The organism is Hydrogenophaga crocea, assembly GCF_011388215.1.
Classification (GTDB): domain Bacteria; phylum Pseudomonadota; class Gammaproteobacteria; order Burkholderiales; family Burkholderiaceae_C; genus Hydrogenophaga; species Hydrogenophaga crocea.
Map to the genome: position 1 here is coordinate 2,380,205 of NZ_CP049989.1, position 17,158 is coordinate 2,397,362.

At 69.8% G+C, this 17,158-nt stretch carries 16 protein-coding genes; 10 read left to right on the forward strand and 6 right to left on the reverse strand.

Features of this window, described 5'->3' with window-relative positions; all coding sequences use genetic code 11:
• Nucleotides 1-130: 130 nt before the first annotated feature.
• Nucleotides 131-2,194, forward strand: a complete 2,064-nt coding sequence (locus tag G9Q37_RS11240) for a TonB-dependent receptor family protein (RefSeq protein WP_166227283.1) — start codon at nucleotides 131-133, stop codon at nucleotides 2,192-2,194.
• A gap of 140 nt (nucleotides 2,195-2,334) precedes the next feature.
• Here G9Q37_RS11240 and G9Q37_RS11245 read toward each other — a convergent pair whose 3' ends face one another.
• On the reverse strand, nucleotides 2,335-2,727 hold the full coding sequence (locus tag G9Q37_RS11245; protein ID WP_166227284.1) for a DUF4148 domain-containing protein: 393 nt from the start codon (nucleotides 2,725-2,727) through the stop codon (nucleotides 2,335-2,337).
• A gap of 202 nt (nucleotides 2,728-2,929) precedes the next feature.
• Here G9Q37_RS11245 and G9Q37_RS11250 point away from each other — a divergent pair, with 202 nt between their 5' ends.
• The 5 genes from G9Q37_RS11250 to G9Q37_RS11270 all read left to right on the forward strand — a co-directional run bounded on the left by G9Q37_RS11250 (nucleotide 2,930) and on the right by G9Q37_RS11270 (nucleotide 8,479).
• A complete protein-coding gene (locus G9Q37_RS11250; protein WP_166227285.1) occupies nucleotides 2,930-3,613 on the forward strand; it encodes a heavy metal response regulator transcription factor in 684 nt (227 codons plus the stop codon).
• On the forward strand, nucleotides 3,610-5,019 hold the full coding sequence (locus G9Q37_RS11255; RefSeq protein ID WP_166227286.1) for a heavy metal sensor histidine kinase: 1,410 nt from the start codon (nucleotides 3,610-3,612) through the stop codon (nucleotides 5,017-5,019). Before G9Q37_RS11250 ends, G9Q37_RS11255 begins: the two co-directional genes overlap by 4 nt.
• A 139-nt stretch (nucleotides 5,020-5,158) precedes the next feature.
• Nucleotides 5,159-6,277, forward strand: coding sequence for a sensor histidine kinase (locus G9Q37_RS11260; RefSeq protein WP_166227287.1), 1,119 nt, complete (start codon nucleotides 5,159-5,161; stop codon nucleotides 6,275-6,277).
• A complete protein-coding gene (locus G9Q37_RS11265) occupies nucleotides 6,274-6,657 on the forward strand; it encodes a response regulator (protein WP_166227288.1) in 384 nt (127 codons plus the stop codon). The genes G9Q37_RS11260 and G9Q37_RS11265 overlap by 4 nt, the downstream gene beginning before the upstream one ends.
• Nucleotides 6,650-8,479 (forward strand): sensor histidine kinase, encoded by a 1,830-nt coding sequence (locus G9Q37_RS11270; RefSeq protein ID WP_166227289.1) that lies wholly within the window; start codon nucleotides 6,650-6,652, stop codon nucleotides 8,477-8,479. Before G9Q37_RS11265 ends, G9Q37_RS11270 begins: the two co-directional genes overlap by 8 nt.
• 10 nt (nucleotides 8,480-8,489) lie before the next feature.
• Here the strand turns inward: G9Q37_RS11270 and hemW are convergent, their stop codons facing one another.
• Genes hemW through G9Q37_RS11295 form a run of 5 tightly spaced genes read right to left on the reverse strand, consistent with a single transcriptional unit; the run spans nucleotide 8,490 to nucleotide 12,984 of the window.
• Nucleotides 8,490-9,710, reverse strand: coding sequence for a radical SAM family heme chaperone HemW (gene hemW / locus G9Q37_RS11275; RefSeq protein ID WP_166227290.1), 1,221 nt, complete (start codon nucleotides 9,708-9,710; stop codon nucleotides 8,490-8,492).
• Nucleotides 9,707-10,318: a non-canonical purine NTP pyrophosphatase gene (locus tag G9Q37_RS11280; protein ID WP_166227291.1), complete on the reverse strand. Its 612-nt coding sequence runs from the start codon at nucleotides 10,316-10,318 to the stop codon at nucleotides 9,707-9,709. Before G9Q37_RS11280 ends, hemW begins: the two co-directional genes overlap by 4 nt.
• Entirely contained in the window at nucleotides 10,315-11,043 is a 729-nt protein-coding gene (gene rph / locus G9Q37_RS11285; protein ID WP_166227292.1) for a ribonuclease PH, read from the reverse strand. Before rph ends, G9Q37_RS11280 begins: the two co-directional genes overlap by 4 nt.
• Before the next feature lie 31 nt (nucleotides 11,044-11,074).
• A complete protein-coding gene (locus tag G9Q37_RS11290; protein ID WP_166227293.1) occupies nucleotides 11,075-11,977 on the reverse strand; it encodes a PP2C family protein-serine/threonine phosphatase in 903 nt (300 codons plus the stop codon).
• A complete protein-coding gene (locus G9Q37_RS11295; protein WP_166227294.1) occupies nucleotides 11,974-12,984 on the reverse strand; it encodes a serine/threonine protein kinase in 1,011 nt (336 codons plus the stop codon). Before G9Q37_RS11295 ends, G9Q37_RS11290 begins: the two co-directional genes overlap by 4 nt.
• Before the next feature lie 60 nt (nucleotides 12,985-13,044).
• Between G9Q37_RS11295 and G9Q37_RS11300 the strand changes: the two genes are divergently transcribed.
• The 4 genes from G9Q37_RS11300 (at nucleotide 13,045) to G9Q37_RS11315 (ending at nucleotide 17,158) form a co-directional block, all read left to right on the forward strand.
• On the forward strand, nucleotides 13,045-13,956 hold the full coding sequence (locus G9Q37_RS11300) for a YicC/YloC family endoribonuclease (protein WP_166227295.1): 912 nt from the start codon (nucleotides 13,045-13,047) through the stop codon (nucleotides 13,954-13,956).
• Nucleotides 13,957-13,963: 7 nt separating this feature from the next.
• Nucleotides 13,964-14,584 (forward strand): guanylate kinase, encoded by a 621-nt coding sequence (gmk, locus tag G9Q37_RS11305; protein ID WP_166231206.1) that lies wholly within the window; start codon nucleotides 13,964-13,966, stop codon nucleotides 14,582-14,584.
• A gap of 17 nt (nucleotides 14,585-14,601) precedes the next feature.
• Nucleotides 14,602-14,805 carry a DNA-directed RNA polymerase subunit omega gene (gene rpoZ / locus G9Q37_RS11310; protein ID WP_166227296.1) on the forward strand — a complete coding sequence of 68 codons (204 nt, stop codon included), beginning with the start codon at nucleotides 14,602-14,604 and terminating at the stop codon, nucleotides 14,803-14,805.
• Nucleotides 14,806-14,896: 91 nt separating this feature from the next.
• Nucleotides 14,897-17,158, forward strand: coding sequence for a RelA/SpoT family protein (locus G9Q37_RS11315; RefSeq protein WP_166227297.1), 2,262 nt, complete (start codon nucleotides 14,897-14,899; stop codon nucleotides 17,156-17,158).

Here is a 17,158-nt window from a genome sequence, read left to right on the forward strand (position 1 = left end):
CGCGGGCCCGGCCTTTTTCTCTGCCCTTGTCCACCGGCCTGGCCCCGTCGCCAGTGCGCCGGTGCCGTTTGTTCGCGCCACCGCCCGCCTTGAAAGGCCGGGGCAGGCGCACGCACTCCTTTTGCGATCCATGAAACACCCTTCCCGTGCCGCGCTGCTCGCCGCCACCCTGGCGCCCTGCGCCAGCCTGCCTGCCCTGGCCCAAGGCCAGCCCACTGTGGCCCTGCCCGCGGTGACCATCCGCGCCAGCGAGGCCGCCGACCCGGCGCGCCGCGCCAATGAAGCCGAACAGGCGCTCACGCCCGGCGGCGTCACGCTGATCGACGGCGAGGCCTTGCGCGAGCGCAAGGTCGTGAGCCTGACCGACCTGCTGCGCTACGTGCCCGGCATCTGGGTGGCCGACGGCCTCACCGGCGACAGCAGCTTTGTCTCCAGCCGCGGCTCCAACCTCGACGCCACCAACTACGACGGCAATGGCGTGAAGCTGTTGCAGGACGGCCTGCCGGTGACCGCGGCCGACGGCAACAACCACAACCGCCAGATCGACCCGCTGGCCGCCAGCCAGGTGGCGGTGGCGCGCGGGGCCAACGCGCTCACCTACGGCGCCAGCACGCTGGGCGGGGCGATCGACTTCACCTCGCCCACCGCGCGCAACGGCGCTCCCAACGAGCTGCTGTTCGGCGCCGGCAGCTTCGGCCAGTGGCACCTGCGGGGCACCGCGGGCGTGGTGTCGGGCACGTTCGACGGGCTGGTGTCGGCCGAGACGCGGCAGTCCGACGGCTTCCAGCAGCACCAGAAGCAGGACCGCAAGAGCCTGTACGCCAACGCCGGCTGGCAACTCAATAACCAGCTCCAGACGCGCTTCTTCCTCACCAGCATCGACAACCGGCAGCAACTGCCCGGCGCCCTCACGCGCGCGCAGTGGCTGGCTGACCCGACCCAGGCCGAAGCGGCCGCGGTGAGCGGCAACTACCGCCTCAATGTGCAGACCCAGCGCGTGGCCAACACAACCACCTGGACCATCGACGCCGACAGCTCGCTCACGCTGGGCCTGTCGCACGAACGCCAGCAGCTCTACCACCCCATCGTCTACGCGCCGCCGTTCTTCTCCTTGCTGATCGACACCGAGCAGCGCACCACCGGCGCCACGCTGCGCTACCAGCGCCGCCTCGGTGACCACCAGCTGCTGGTGGGCCTGAACAGCGCGCAAACCCGGGTGGACGGCGGCAACTACAGCTACGTGCCGGGCGGCGCGCAGACGCTGTCGACCGCGGTGCGCAACCGCGCCGACAGCACCGAGCTGTTCGTGATGGACCGCTGGCATTTCGCCCCCCGGTGGACGGCGGTGTACGGCGCGCAGGCGGTGTCCACCGGCCGCGAGATCACGGCCAGCCAGCTCAAGGGCCGCTACAACGCGGTCAACCCGCGCGCCGGCGTGATCCACCAATGGACCGAGGACACGCAGCTGTTCGCCAACCTGAGCCGCGTGTACGAAGCCCCCACGCTGTACGAGCTGCAGGACGAGTCGCCCGGCGCCCCGCCCCGCACCCTGCTCGACGCCATGCGCGGCGCGGTGGTGGAGGTGGGCTCGCGCGGCACGTACCGCCTCGACGGCGGCGACCGCTGGCACTGGGACCTGGCCCTGTACCACACCGAGTTGCGCAACGAGATCCTCTCGCGCGACAGCCCGACCGCGCCGGGCACCAGCCTGTCGATCAACGCCGACCGCACGGTGCACGCCGGCGTGGAAGCGCTGGTGGGCGGCAGCTTCGCGATCGGCGCCGGTCGCCAGCACCGCATCGAGCCGCGGGTGAACCTCACGCTCAACCACTTCCGCTTCCGCAACGACAGCACCTACGGCAACAACCGCCTGCCGGCCGCGCCGCGCGCTGTGCTCAAGGGCGAGCTGCTGTACCGCCACGCGAGCGGCTTCTACGCCGGCCCCACCGTCGACCTGGTGAGCAGCCGCCAGGCCGACTTCAGCAACACCTACCGGGTCAGCGGCTACGCGCTGTGGGGCCTGCGCGCGGGCTACACCGCCGCGCGCTGGGAGGTGTTCGCCGAGGCCCGCAACCTCGCGGACCGCGCTTACGTGTCGTACTTCAGCGTGCGCGACCAGGCGGCCGCCAACGACGCCATCCTCACGTCGGGCGAACCGCGCTCGCTGTACGTGGGCGCGCGCCTGAAGTTCTGACACGCAAAACCCGCCCTCGGGCGGCCCGAAAAAAAAAGGGCTGCCCTCGGGTGCTCAAAAAAAAGGGCCACCCGAGGGCAGCCCTTCAAATCCATACCTTGGAGGAGACAACACAACAGCCGGGCACGCCCGGCCGATGCTCAGTTGACGCTGGTGGCGGCGGGGGCCTGCACCACGGCGTTGCCTTGCACGGCGCGTTGGCCGGCCAGGCGGATCTGTTCGTTCTGCGCGGCGGTCGGCACCGGCAGGATTTCGCCTTGTGCCACCAGGCCCAGGCGGTAGGCTTCGGCGGCCTCGGCCTGCACTTGCGCGCGGCTCAGGCCGCTGGCCACCACGGTGGCTTGGGCTTGAGAGGGGCTGGCTTCGCCGCGGGCGATCACGTCGGCCTTGTAGGCGGGGGCCACCTGGGCCTGCACCTCGGCGCGGGTCAGTTGCGACTGGAAGTTGAAGACTTCGTTGCCTTGCAGCGGGCCTTCGGCGAAGGCGGCACCGGCGGTCAGGGCGAAGGCGATGGGCAGAAGAGCGGCTTTCATGGGAATTCCTTTGGAGACGACAGTTGGAGGGGAGGAGACACCAGATGCCGTTTGTTTCCCGGCATGGACAGAACTTTAAAAACCGGGTCTGTCATCTTCCGAACGCCAGAATTACGGATCGGTAACCCAGCGCCCGCGCACTTTCCGTGACAATTTCGCATGGCGCGAAGTGCGCGCCGCCCCACGCTGCTGCCACCCTGACATGCGCATCCTGGTCATCGAAGACGAAGCCAAACTGGCCGATTACGTCAAACGGGGTCTGACGGAAGACGGCTACACCGTCGACGTCGCGCGCGACGGCATCGAAGGCCGCTACCTGGCCACCGAGGGCGACTACCAGCTCATCGTGCTCGACATCATGCTGCCCGGCGTCGACGGCTTCGGCGTGCTCGCGGCACTGCGCGAGAAGCGCAACACCCCCGTGCTCATGCTCACCGCGCGCGACCTGGTGGAAGACCGCGTGCGCGGCCTGCAGGCCGGCGCCGACGACTACCTGGTCAAGCCCTTCGCGTTCTCCGAACTGCTGGCCCGCGTGGCCGCGCTGCTGCGCCGCGGCCCGGCCAGCAGCGAGGGCAGCAACACCAAGCTCACCATCAGCAACCTCGAGATGGACCTGATCGGCCGCAAAGCCTGGCGCGACGGCCAGCGGCTCGAGCTCACGGCCAAGGAGTTCTCGCTGCTGGCGCTGCTGGCGCGGCGCAAGGGCCAGATCCTCTCGCGCACCACGCTCGCCGAGCAGGTGTGGGACATGAATTTCGACTCCGACACCAACGTGGTCGAGGTGGCGATCCGCCGCCTGCGCGCCAAGATGGACGATCCCTTCCGGCCCAAGCTGCTGCACAACGTGCGCGGCATGGGCTACGTGCTGGAGGACCGCACGGCATGAACACCCAAACCCTGAACACGCCGCTGCCCGCGGCCGCGCCCGCGGCAGAAGGCAGCGGCGCCGCCGCCCCCACGGCCTGCGTCTACTCGATCGGCAAGCGGCTGTCGCTGCTGCTCGCGCTGCAGACCATCATCGGCCTGGGCGTGCTGCTGGCCAGCATCTACTTCGCCACCTTCATGCTCTTCAAGAGCAAGCAGGAAGAGCACCTGCGCGGCTACGCGGCGGTGCTGGTGGACGTGCTCAAGACCGCCGACGCCGAGGGCGGCGAGCGCGCGATGGCGAACAAGCTCGCCTGGCTCGGCGAGCGCCAGCCCGGCACTTTCGTGCAGATGCTGCGCGCCGACGGCACCGAGCTCTACCGCGACCCTTCGCCCACCTTCGACCCGCAGCGCGCGCCTTCGCGCGAGCTGCGCTTCGCGGTGCCGCGCGCCGGCGGCGGCGAGCCGCTGCAGGGCCGCGTGGTGCTCGATTGCACCAGCGACGCGCAACACGGCCGGCGCATGGCGCTGCTGCTGATCGGCGCCACGCTGGCCGGCGGCGCCTTCGTGGCCTGGGCCACCTTCTGGCGCGTGCGTTGCAGCCTGCGCCCGCTGGCCGACCTCGCCGCACAAACGCGCGCCATCGACGCGAGCCGTCCCAACCAGCGCCTGTCGCTGCCCGTGCCCATCGAAGAGCTGCAGCCGCTGATCGAGCAGTTCAACGGCCTCATGCAGCGCGTGGAGCGCACCTACGTGCAGCTCGAAGGCTTCAACGCAGACGTCGCGCACGAGCTGCGCACGCCGCTGGCGAACCTCATCGGCCACACCGAGGTGGCGCTGAGCCGCGAGCGCAGCGTGGCCGAGCTCGAAGAGGTGCTGCTGTCCAACCTCGAAGAGCTGCAGCGCATGGCGGGCATCGTCAACGACATGTTGTTCCTGGCCCAGGCCGACCGCGGCGTGAAGGCGCGGCGCGGTGCGCCCGTGAGCCTGGCCGAGCTGGTGCGCCAGGTGGTGGAGTTTCACGAGGCGCCCATGGAAGAGGCCGGGCTGGGCATGGACATCGAGGGCGATGCCATGCTCTCGGTGGACGAGCCCCTGCTCAAGCGCGCGCTGTCCAACCTGCTGGGCAATGCCATCCGCTACGCCGACCCGGGCTCGCGCCTGTGCGTGCGCATCCTGCGCGAGGGCGACCACGGCGCGCGGCTGTGGGTGGAAAACACCGGCCCCGAGATCGAGGCCGCGCACCTGCCGCGCCTGTTCGACCGCTTCTTCCGCAGCGACGCCTCGCGCTGCGAACTCGAAAAGCCGCACCACGGCCTGGGTCTGTCCATCGTGGCCGCCATCGCGCGCATGCACGACGGCGCGGCTGCGGCCGAATCGGGCGGCGGCCGCACGCGCGTGGGCTTCAGCGTCACCGCGCCGGCCTGAGGCCGCGCCCGGGCGCCCGGCGTGATCCTGTTCACGCCGCGGCGGCCCGCCCGTCGGACGGGCCTCAATGGCGCCGGCCGGCGGCCGATGCGCCAGACACAAGGACGTGTCGGCGCTTGTGCCGCCGACGCACAAGACCATGCCGACCGCCACCGCCGCTCCGCCAGGCCATCCGCTGCTGCTGCTGCTGGACCTGGTGGGCGCGCCTTTGCTGCTGTTCCACGCCGACGGCCAGGTGGCGTTCGCCAACCAGGCGGCCAAGGCCTTGTCGAGCCGGCCCGCGCTGGCGCTGCCCGGTGACCCGCAGGTGAAGGCGCTGGTGCGCGACATCGGCCAGGGCCAGGCGCGCAGCGACACCCGCCTCACGGTCGAGGTGCATGCCGACCAGGGCGCCCAGACCCTGGTCTGCGAATGCGCGCCGCGCCCCATCGCCGGCCTGGTGGCCATGCACATCGTGGCCCAGCCGCTGCCCGGGGCAGCGCCCGCCCCGGCCCCCACGGACCCCGCCCGAACCGACCTGCCGCGCGTGATGGCGCTGCTGCGCGACGAACTGCGCCCCGCCATGCAGGCGGTGCTGGACACGCCCGCTGGCGAACCGCGCGATGCCGCGGTGCGCGCGCTCGACGACAAGCTGCAGCGCCTGGGTGACCTGGTCGACGTGTTCGGCGACGAGGTGATGGTGGACGAGGAGCGCGTGCTGATGCCGCAGTTGCTCGACGAGGCCGCGCGCGAGATCGCGCCCGCGCTCGAGGCCGCGCACGTGGTGCTGCAGCCCGAAGGCGCGCGCGACGACCTGCCCCCGGTGTACGGCAGCCGCCGCCTGCTGCGGCGCGCGCTGACCGAATGCCTGCGCAACGCGGCCGACCACGCACGCGGCCAGGTGCCACTGAGCCAGCCGGTGGCGGTGCGCGTGAGCTTCCAGGCCAACGGCGCGCACCTGCAGGTGGCCTTGCGCAACGCCGGCGGCGTGGCCGCCCCGGCCCTGAAACAGCAGGCGCAGCGCCCGCTGCAGGCCGTGGCAGGCGTGCCCGATGCGCAGCGCATCGGATTGCCGCTGGTGCAGCGCATCGTGGAGCGCCACGGCGGACGGCTGCGCATCGACGAAGAAGGCGGCGAGCTGCTGGTGCGGGTCGACCTGCCCACGGGCGCGCCGCTGCGCAACCACCACCAGCTGGACCTGCTGCAGGCCCAGATCTACGCCGAAGACCTCTCGCGCCTGCTGGCGCGGCAACGCCCACGCCCCAAGGCCCCCGCATGACGCACCGCATCCTCATCGTCGACGACCAGCCCGACATCCGCAAACTGGTCAACCTGACGCTGCAGCACCTCGAAGACGCCGAGCTGCACGAGGCCGACAACGGCATGGACGGCTGGCAGATGGCGCGCCGCCTGCGGCCCGACCTGGTGCTGCTCGACGTGATGATGCCCGGCGAGCTCGACGGCTTCCAGGTGTGCGAGAAGATCAAGAAGGACCCGGAGCTCGGCCCGGGCACCCGCATCATCCTGCTCACGGCGCGCGCGCAGAAGGAAGACCTCGAGCTCGGCGAGCGCGTGGCCTGCGATGCCTACCTCACCAAGGCGTTCAGCCCGCTCAAGCTGCTCGACCTGGTGGACGACCTGCTGAGTCGCCATGGCTGAAGCGACGCAGGCCAGCCTGCGGGCCATTCTCGACACGGCGGCCGACGCCATCATCGGCGCGTCGGACGAGGCCCGCGTGGTCAGCGTCAATCCCGCGGCCGAGCGCATGTTCGGCCGGCCTTCGGTCGAGTTGCTGGGCCTGGCCCTGGGCGAGCTGCTGCCCGGCCTGGACACCGAGCGGCTGCGCGCCACCATGGCCGACAGCATGCTGATGCACAGCACGCAAAGCCGCGTCGGCCAGCTCGAGCTGCAGGCCCTGCGCCACGGCGGCACCGCGTTCCCGGTGGAGCTGCTGCTGGGCGAGATCGCCAACGACGCGCACGTGCGCTACACCTGCATCGTGCGCGACCTCACCGAGGCCAAGTTCACCGAGGAGTACCTCGCGCTATACAGCCGCGCGGTCGACTGCGCGTTGAACGGCATCTGCATCAGCGATGCGCGCAACTACCCGCAGCCGCTGGTGCACGTGAACCCCGCGTTCAGCCGCATCACCGGCTATGCGCCGCACGAGGTGCTGGGCCGCGACACCAGCCTGCTCAACGGCGCGCTCACCGATCCGGACGACCTCGCGCTGCTCGCGCGCACGCTACAGTCGGGCGGTGAGCTGGGCATCACGCTGCTCAACTACCGCAAGGATGGCAGCCCCTTCCACAACAAGCTCTCGGTCTCGCCGGTGCGCGATTCGCAGGGCCGCATCACGCACTACATCCACGTGATCGAGGACGTGTCGGCGCAGATCGAGGTGAAGCAAAAGCTCATCGAGCGCACGGCACGCCTCAACGCCACCTTCGACCTCAGCCCCGACGGCTTCGTGGTGTTCGACGCCAGCGACACCCTGGTGTCGACCAACCCGGCCTTCCAGGCCATGGCCGGTCCGCTGCCGCCCGAGGTGCGCACGCTCGCGGCTTTCGAGCGCTGGTTCGGCGCGCTGTGCGGCGGGGAAACGCCCGCACTCACGGCCGCCGCCACGGGCGCGGCGGCGCCGCGCGTGTTCCAGCTGCAGCAGCCCGCGCTGCGCGTGCTCGAGTGCGAGGTGCGGCGCACCAAGGGGCTGGTGGCGGAGACCTTCCTGTACTTCCGCGACGTGACCCAGCAGCGCGAGGTTGACCGGCTCAAGAGCGAGTTCCTGGCCACCGCCGCGCACGAACTGCGCACGCCGCTGGCGAGCATCCTGGGCTTCACCGAGCTCATGATCCACCGCCGCTACAGCGACGAGAAACGGCTCGACCTGCTGCAGACGGTGCACCGCCAGGGCAAGCTGCTGGCCAACCTGATCCAGGAGCTGCTCGACCTCTCGCGCATCGAAGCGCGCCAGGGCAAGGACTTCCACATCGTGCCCGCACCGCTCACGGACATCGTGCAGGCCGCGATCCAGGACGCGGCGGGCACCGACCTCGCGCGCAGCGTCACCGTGGGCGAGATCCCTGAGGTGCGGGTGCTGGCCGACGCCGCCAAGATCCAGCAGGCGCTGACCAACCTGCTGAGCAACGCCTTCAAGTACTCGCCCGCGGGCGGGCCGGTGGCGCTCACGGCACGCGTGGAAGCCGGCGCCGACGGCGCGGGTGTCGTGGCCATCGCGGTGCGCGACGAAGGCCTGGGCATGACACCGGTGCAACTGCAGCGCGCCTTCGAGCGCTTCTACCGCGCCGACACCTCGGGCAACATCCCGGGCACCGGGCTGGGGCTGAACCTGGTGAAAGAGATCGTGGAGCTGCACGGCGGCACGGTGTCGCTGGACAGCACCTTCGGCCAGGGCACCACGGCCACGCTGCGCCTGCCGCTGGTGGCGCAGCCCGCAGCGGCTTCGCTGTCGGCGGCCTGAGGGCCTGGGCTCAGTCGGGCAAAAAGAGCGACTGCAGGTCGCTCAGGAAATCGAAGCCGCGCTCGCTCGGGCGCACCCAGCCGGCCTCGCGTTCGAGCCAGCCCTTGGCCTGGGCCTCGTCGAGCGCGCGCTGCACGCTCGACAGCGGCAGGCCGGTGTGGGCCATGAAGTCGGCCAGCGCGAAACCCTCGCGCAGGCGCAGCGCGTTGAGCATGTACTCGAAGGGCAGTTGGGCGCGCGGCACCTCGTCCATGGCCGCGAGCGCGTCGCCCGCGAGCGCGCGCTCCATGTACAGCCGCGGCTCGCGGATGCGCACCGTGCGCGCCACGCGGTGCGCGAAGCTGAGCTTGCCGTGCGCGCCCGCGCCGATGCCGATGTAATCGCCGAAGCGCCAGTAGTTGAGGTTGTGGCGGCAGGCGTGACCGGGCCTGGCATAGGCCGACACCTCGTAGCGCTGCAGGCCGCTCTCGCCGGTGAGCGCGGTGATGCGGTCGAGCATGTCGTAGGCGGTGTCCTCGTCGGGCAGCGCGGGCGGGAACTTGGCGAAGTAGGTGTTGGGTTCGAGCGTGAGGTGGTAGACGGACAGGTGCAGCGGCGCGTACGACAGCGCGGTGCGCAGGTCGGTCTCGAGCTGGGCGAGCGTCTGGCCCGGCAGCGCGTACATCAGGTCGAGGTTGAAGGTGTCGAACACCTGCGCGGCCTCGTCGAGCGCGGCGCGCGCCTGGCGGCCGTCGTGCACGCGGCCCAGGGCCTTGAGGTGTTCGTCGTTGAAGCTCTGCACGCCCACCGACAGGCGCGTGACGCCGGCCTGGCGGAAGGCGCGGAAGCGGTCCTTCTCGAAGGTGCCGGGGTTGGCTTCGAGCGTGATCTCGGCGTCGGCCTCGAGCGGCAGGCGCGCGCGCACCTCACCGAGCAGGCGGTCGATCGCCTCGGGCGAGAACAGGCTGGGCGTGCCGCCGCCGATGAACACACTCACCACCGGCCGGCCCCACACCAGCGGCAGCGTGGCCTCGAGGTCGGCGCGCAGCGCGTCGAGGTAGCGCGCCTCGGGCATGGGCTCGCCAGGCGCGGCGGTGGCGCTCCACTCGTGCGAATTGAAGTCGCAGTAGGGGCACTTCTTCAGGCACCAGGGCAGGTGGATGTAGAGCGACAGCGGCGGCAGCGCGGTGAGCTGCAGCGTGCCCGGGCGCATCCAGTGGCGCGGGTCGTGCCGCGCGTGGACCTCGCTCATGCCGCGGGCGCGAACCAGCGCTCGCGCATCAGGGCCAGCATGGCGCGTGCGGCCTGGCCACGGTGGCTGTGGTGGTTCTTCACCGCGGGGTCGAGCTGTGCAAAGGTCTGACCCAGCGCGGGGATGAACATCACCGGGTCGAAGCCGAAGCCGTGCTCGCCGATGCGCTCGCGCGTGATCAGGCCGGGCGCTCGGCCCGTGGCCACGAGCGGCTCGGGGTCGTCGGCATGGCGCAGCGCCACCAGCGTGCTCACGAGTGCGGCGCGGCGGTCGTCCACGCCGCGCATCTGCTCGAGCAGCGCGGTCACGTTGTGGTCGTCGCCCTTGGGCAGGCCGTGCTGCGTGGCGTAGTAGGCGGTGTCCACGCCGGGCAGGCCGCCGAAGGCCTCCACGCACAGGCCGGCGTCGTCGGCCAGCGCGGGCAGGCCGCTCAGGCGCGACGCGTGGCGCGCCTTGGCGAGCGCGTTTTCCACGAAGGTGCGGTGCGGCTCGGGCGCTTCGGGAATGCCGAGTTCGGACTGCCGCACGAGCTGCACGCCCAGCGGCGCGAACAGGGCCTGCAGTTCGGCGAGCTTGCCCGCATTGTTCGACGCCAGGACCAGCTTCATGCGGCCAGCGCGGCCTTCTGCAGGGCCACGAGTTCGGCGATGCCCTTGTCGGCCAGGGCGAGCAGCGCGTCCATCTCGCGGCGCGTGAAGGCCGCGCCTTCGGCCGTGCCCTGCACCTCCACGTAGTGGCCGGCGCCGGTCATCACCACGTTCATGTCGGTGTCGCAGGCCGAGTCTTCCACGTATTCCAGATCGAGCAGCGGCACGCCGCCCAGGATGCCCACGGAGATCGCGGCCACGTGGTCGCGGATGGGCGAGGCGCCGAGCTTGCTGTCGGCGATCAGGCGGTTCACCGCGTCCTGCGCGGCCACGAAGGCGCCCGTGATGGCCGCGGTGCGCGTGCCGCCGTCGGCCTGCAGCACGTCGCAGTCGAGCGAGATGGTGCGCTCGCCCAGCGCCTTCAGGTCGAACACGGCGCGCAGCGAGCGGCCGATCAGGCGCTGGATCTCCTGCGTGCGCCCGCTCTGCTTGCCCTTGGCGGCCTCGCGGTCGCTGCGGGTGTGGGTGGCGCGCGGCAGCATGCCGTATTCGGCCGTGACCCAGCCTTCGCCGCTGCCGCGCTTGTGCGGCGGCACTTTTTCTTCGACCGATGCGGTGCACAGCACCTTGGTGTTGCCGAACTCGATGAGCACCGAGCCTTCGGCGTGCATGGTGTAGCCGCGGGTGATGCGCACCGGGCGCAGGGCATCGGCGGCCCGTTGGCCGGGTCGGGAAGCAACCGTCATGGGAAAAACCTCGAAAGAGGAAGCCGAAGGCTCAGGAGTTGCGCGCCGCTGCGGTGCGCTGGATGGCCGCGTTGATCTCGGCGATCGAGCGCTCGATGGCGGCGTCGTCCAGGTCTTCGATGGTGGGGTCGGGCACGCCCGACTGGATGGTGGAGGCGAACACGCCGTCTTCGATGTCGTCGGTGGAGACGCGCGTGCTCTGGTATTCGTCGGCCGTTTCCCACTCCATGGCGAGCACGGTCACGTTGTCGCAGCGCGCGCCGCCGCGGCGCAGCGCGGTCTCGACGAGTTCGGGGATCGCCTGTTCGAGCGGGTGCGCGGCCAGCTCCTTGACGATCTCGTCGTCTTCGACCGTGCCCCACAGGCCATCGGAGCACAGCAGCACGCGGTCGCCCTGCATCAGTTGCACGGGGCCCGAGAGGTCGTACACGGGTTTGGCCGGCGAGCCCAGGCAGGTGAACAGGATGTTGCGGTTGATGTGCTCGGTGGCACGGCCCAGGTGCTGCTGCTGCTCCATGTAGGAATGGTCGCGCGTGCGCGTGAGCAGCTCGCCGTCGCGCACGATGTACAGGCGCGAGTCGCCGCAATGCACCCAGTGGATGTGGCCACGCTCCATCACCGCGGCCACGAGCGTGGTGCGTGGCGTGTCGAGCATGCCCTTCTCGGCGGCGTAGCGGATGATCTGGTGGTGCGCGGCCATGAGCGCGCTCGAGAGGAACTCGGGCACCTCGCGCACCGTGGGGTTGGCGGCCTTCTGGAAGTACGCCGACAGCGTCTGCAGCGCGAGCTGCGCGGCCATGGCGCCTTCGGGGTGGCCCCCCATGCCGTCGGCCAGCACGAACAGGCCGGACTCGCGCGTGTACGCGTAGCCCATGCGGTCTTCATTGCGTTCGCGGCCGCCCTGGCGGCTGATCTGGTAGACGGAAAACTTCATCGAAACTTGGTGCCCACGTCGGTGGATTTGCGCAGCAGCGACTTCTGCTTGTCCGAGACGATGTTGTCGAACTGCAGGCGCATTTTTTCGGCGACGGTGAGCTTGGTGTAGCTGCGCTCGGTTTCGCGGCTGAGCTCCTTCTGCAGCGCGAACACCGATTGCGGGCGCGACAGCGGATCGAGCGACATGCACCACTCGACGACCTCGATGAGGTTGTCGGAGTACACCCCGCGCAGGCGCGACAGCGCGAGCGAGAGACGGTCTTTTTCGAGGCGCTGCGGCGCGTCGTTGGGCGGGTAGCCCTGCATGCTCGCGTAGATGCAGGCGCCGATGGCGTAGATGTCGGTCCACGGGCCCATGGACGAATCGCGGCGGTACATCTCGGGCGCGGCGAAGCCGGGCGTGTACATGGGGCGGATGAAATTGCCCTCTTTGCTCAGCACCTCGCGCGCGGCGCCGAAGTCGATCAGCACGGCGCGGTTGTCGTCGGTGACGAAGATGTTGGCCGGCTTGATGTCGAGGTGCAGCATCTTGTGCTGGTGCACGATGCGCAGGCCGCGCAGCACCTCGTCGTAGAGCGAGCGGATGGTCGATTCGCGGAAGACCTTCTGCTTTTTGAGCTCGCGCGCGGTGATGATGAACTCCTGCAGGGACGAGCCCTCGAGGTAGTTCATGACCATGTAGACGGTTTCGTTCTCGCGGAAGAAGTTGAGCACGCTCACCACCGACTGGTGCGAGATCTGCGCGAGCGCGCGGCCTTCTTCGAAAAAGCTCTTGAGGCCCAGGCGGTAGAGCGAGAGCTTTTCGGGCTGCACCTGCGGCAGCAGCTCGCCGGGCGCGCGCGAGGCCAGCGACGACGGCAGGTATTCCTTGACAGCGACCTGCTGGCCTTCGGTGTCGACCGCGAGGTAGACCACGCCAAAACCGCCGGCGGCGAGTTTGCGAACGATGCGATAGCCGCCGATCACCGTGTCGGGCGGCAAGGGTGCGGGTTTGACCTTTGACATAATTCGATCGGTTTCCGAAACGCCCCGTTTTGGACCTCCAACACCGACCGGCCCAGAGCGATGGCAGTTTACAGCATGACCGGATACGCCACCGCCCAGCAAGGCGGCGCATCCCCACCGGCCGCCCACGATGCGGGACCATCCGTCGGTGTCGAAATCCGCTCGGTCAACAGCCGCTTCCTCGACCTCACCTTCAAGCTGCCCGAAGAGCTTCGCGGCGCCGAGCCCGTGCTGCGCGAACAGCTCACGCAGGCGCTCAAGCGCGGCAAGGTCGAACTGCGCGCCTGGTTCGAGCAGCGGGGCGACGCGGGCCACCGCGCGCCGTCGAGCGCCGAACTGCAGCGCCTGGTGAGCGCCCAGGACGCGATCCGCGCCTGGCTGCCCCAGGCCGCCCCGCTCTCGGTGGCCGAGGTGATCGGCCTGAGCGCGCGCGGCACGGCACTGCCGGCCGACGCGCAAGACCGCGTGGCCGCCGTCGCGGCGAGCGCCATCGCCCAGCTGATCGAGGCCCGGGCCCGCGAAGGCGCGCGCCTGGCGGGCATGCTGCACGACCGCACGGCCCAGCTGCGCACGCTCGCCCGGGCCGCCGAACCCCTGATCCCCCAGCTCGTGGCGCAGCAGCGCCAGCGCTTCCTCGACCGCTGGAACGAGGCCCTGGGCGCCGACGCCAGCGGGGCCGTGGCCAACAGCGAGGTCGCGCGCGACCGGGCCCTGGCCGAGGCCACGGCCTTCGCGATCCGCATCGACGTGGCCGAAGAGCTCACCCGGCTCGCCTCGCACCTCGACGAGATCGACCGCCTGATCCAGCGCGGCGGCGACATCGGCAAGCGGCTCGATTTCCTGATCCAGGAACTGCACCGCGAAGCCAACACCCTGGGCTCGAAGTCCTCGAGCCTGGAGCTCACGCGCATTTCGGTCGACATGAAAGTGCTCATCGAACAGATGCGCGAGCAGGTGCAGAACCTTGAGTGAATCCCCGATGGAATACCCCGGCAACCTGTTCGTCGTCGCCGCGCCCAGCGGCGCCGGCAAGTCCAGCCTCGTGAAGGCCCTGATGGAGCTCGACTCGCGCGTGCAGCCCTCGGTCTCGCACACCACCCGTGCCCCGCGCGGCCAGGAGGTGCACGGCCGCGAGTACTACTTCGTGAGCCAGGACACCTTCGACCAGATGGTGCTGCAGGGCGGCTTCGTGGAATGGGCGCAGGTGCACGGCAACCGCTACGGCACCTCCAAGCAGGCGCTCGAGCAGCGCATCAAGCAGGGCGCCGACGTGATCCTGGAGATCGACTACCAGGGCGCGATCCAGGTCAAGCGCATCTTCCCGAATGCGGTGCTGGTCTTCATCCTGCCGCCGAGCTGGGAAGAGCTGCGCTCGCGCCTGGAGCGCCGCGCCGAAGACAGCGCCGACGTGATCGAGGTGCGGCTGCAGAACGCCGCCAACGAGATGGCCCATGCCAAGGAATTCGACTTCGTTATAATCAACGAGCTTTTCGAACGGGCCTTGTTCGACCTCAAAGCCATCGTTCACGCGCAGCGCCTCAAATACGCGGCCCAGCGCAACGCCCGCAGCGACACCTTCCGGGCCCTCAACATCACCTGAATTTCCGGAGCCCCGCCATGGCACGCATCACCGTTGAAGACTGTCTGGAAAAGATCCCCAACCGTTTCCAGCTCGTGCTGGCCGCGACCTACCGCGCCCGCATGCTGAGCCAGGGCCACTCGCCCAAGATCGAGAGCAAGAACAAGCCGGGCGTGACCGCCCTGCGCGAGATCGCCGAAGGCAAGGTCGGCCTCGAAATGCTCAAGAAAGTGCCGGTCTGAGCGACCCGCGCTCCCGCTGAAAGGCACCGCGACGCGGTGCCTTTTTGTTTGGGTCTCCGGGCCCATCGCGGTGGCGCGCTACAGTTACAGGATGATGTCTCCTGCCGACGGCACCCTAGCCTCCCCGCCCCACGACGCCGCCAGCGCGGCGGCGAGCGCCGCGGCGGCCAGCTTCGCCGCCTTGCTGGGCAAGCTCGACTACCTCGGCGCACACGACATCGAGAGCATCCGCCAGGCCTACCGCTTCGCCGACGAGGCCCACCTGGGCCAGCTGCGCAAGAACGGCGACCCCTACATCACCCACCCGATCGCGGTCGCGGCGCAGTGCGCCGAATGGAAGCTCGACGCCCAGGCCCTGATGGCCGCGCTGATGCACGACGCGATCGAAGACTGCGGCGTGACCAAGCAAGAGCTCGTGGAGCGCTTCGGCGCACCGGTGGCCGAGCTGGTGGACGGACTCACCAAGCTCGAGCGGCTCGAGTTCTCGTCGCGCGAGCAGAACCAGGCCGAGTCCTTCCGCAAGATGCTGCTGGCCATGGCCAAGGACGTGCGGGTCATCCTGATCAAGCTCGCCGACCGCACCCACAACATGCGCACCATGGGCGACATGCCGCGCAGCAAGTGGCAGCGCATCAGCACCGAAACGCTCGAGATCTACGCGCCCATCGCCCACCGCCTGGGCCTGAACTTCACCTACCGCGAGCTGCAGGACCTCTCGTTCCGCTTTCTGCACCCCTGGCGCTACGAGGTGCTGGCCAAGGCGCTGGAGCGCGCCCGCAGCCGCCGCAAAGACCTGATCGCGCGCGTGCAGCGCGAGCTCGAAGACGCTTTCGCCGCGCACGGCATGCCGGTGCGCATCCTGGGCCGCGAGAAGACGCTCTACTCCGTCTACCGCAAGATGGACAGCAAGCACCTGTCGTTCGCGCAGGTGACCGACATCTACGGCTTTCGCATCGTCGTGCCCGAGCTCACCGACTGCTACACCGGCCTGGGCCTGCTGCACCAGCTCTACAAGCCCCTGCCCGGCAAGTTCCGCGACTACGTCGCCATCCCCAAGCTCAACGGCTACCAGTCGCTGCACACCACGCTGGTGGGGCCGTTCGGCACCAACATCGAGTTCCAGCTGCGCACCCACAGCATGGACGTGGTGGCCGAATCGGGCGTGGCCGCGCACTGGCTCTACAAGGCCAACGAACCGGGCAGCGACACCTCGCAGCGCCTGGGCACGCAGTGGCTGCAGTCGTTGCTCGACATCCAGCAGGAAACGCACGACGCGAGCGAGTTCTGGGACCACATCAAGATCGACCTCTTCCCCGACGCGGTCTACGTGTTCACGCCCAAGAGCAAGATCCTCGCGCTGCCGCGCGGCGCCACGCTGGTCGACTTCGCCTATGCCATCCACAGCGACGTGGGCCACCACGCCGTGGGCGGCCGCATCAACGGCGAGCAGCGCCCGCTGCGCGCCGAGCTCTCCAACGGCGACGTGGTCGAGGTGATCACCGACGACAAGGCGGAACCCAATCCGGCCTGGCTCTCGTTCGTGAAGACCGGCCGCGCGCGCTCCAAGATCCGCCACCACCTCAAGGCGATCGCGCAGGAGAAATCGCTCGAGCTCGGCGAACGCATGCTGGGCCAGGCGCTGCGCTCCGAAGGCATCGCGCAACTGCCGGCCGAAGACGGCGAACACGCCGCGGTGTGGGACAAGCTGCTGCGCTTCACCGGCAGCAAGAACCGCGCGGAGCTGCTGTCCGACATCGGCATGGGCCGGCGCATCGCGAGCATGGTGGGCAAGAAGCTCGCGGTGCTGCTGGCCGAGACCGGCCTCAAGCCCGACGCAGTGCTGATCAGCCGCGAGCGCTACGACACCGGCCGCGAAGAAACCCTTTCGCAAGGCGTGGTCACGCTCGACGGCAGTGAAGGCATGTCGGTGCAGTACGCGCCCTGTTGCCGCCCCATTCCGGGCGATCGCATCGTGGGCTACCTGGGCCGCGGCGAAGGCCTGGTGGTGCACGCCGAAGACTGCCCCACGGCCCGGCGGCTGCGCGGGCGCGATGCCGAGCGCTTCATCGAGGTGGAATGGGCCGACGAGCCCGTGCGCTCGTTCGACACCACGGTGGTGGTGACCGTCACCAACGGCAAGGGTGTGCTCGCGCGCGTGGCCTCTGCGATCGCCACGGCCGAGGCCGACATCACGCACGTGGACATGGGCGAAGACCCCGCGCAAACGGCCACCGACATCCGCTTCTCGGTGGCGGTGCGCGACCGCCAGCACCTGGCCGACGTGCTGCGCAGCCTCAAGCGCACGCCCTCGGTGATCAAGGCGCAGCGCTACAAGGCCACCCCCAAGCCCTGA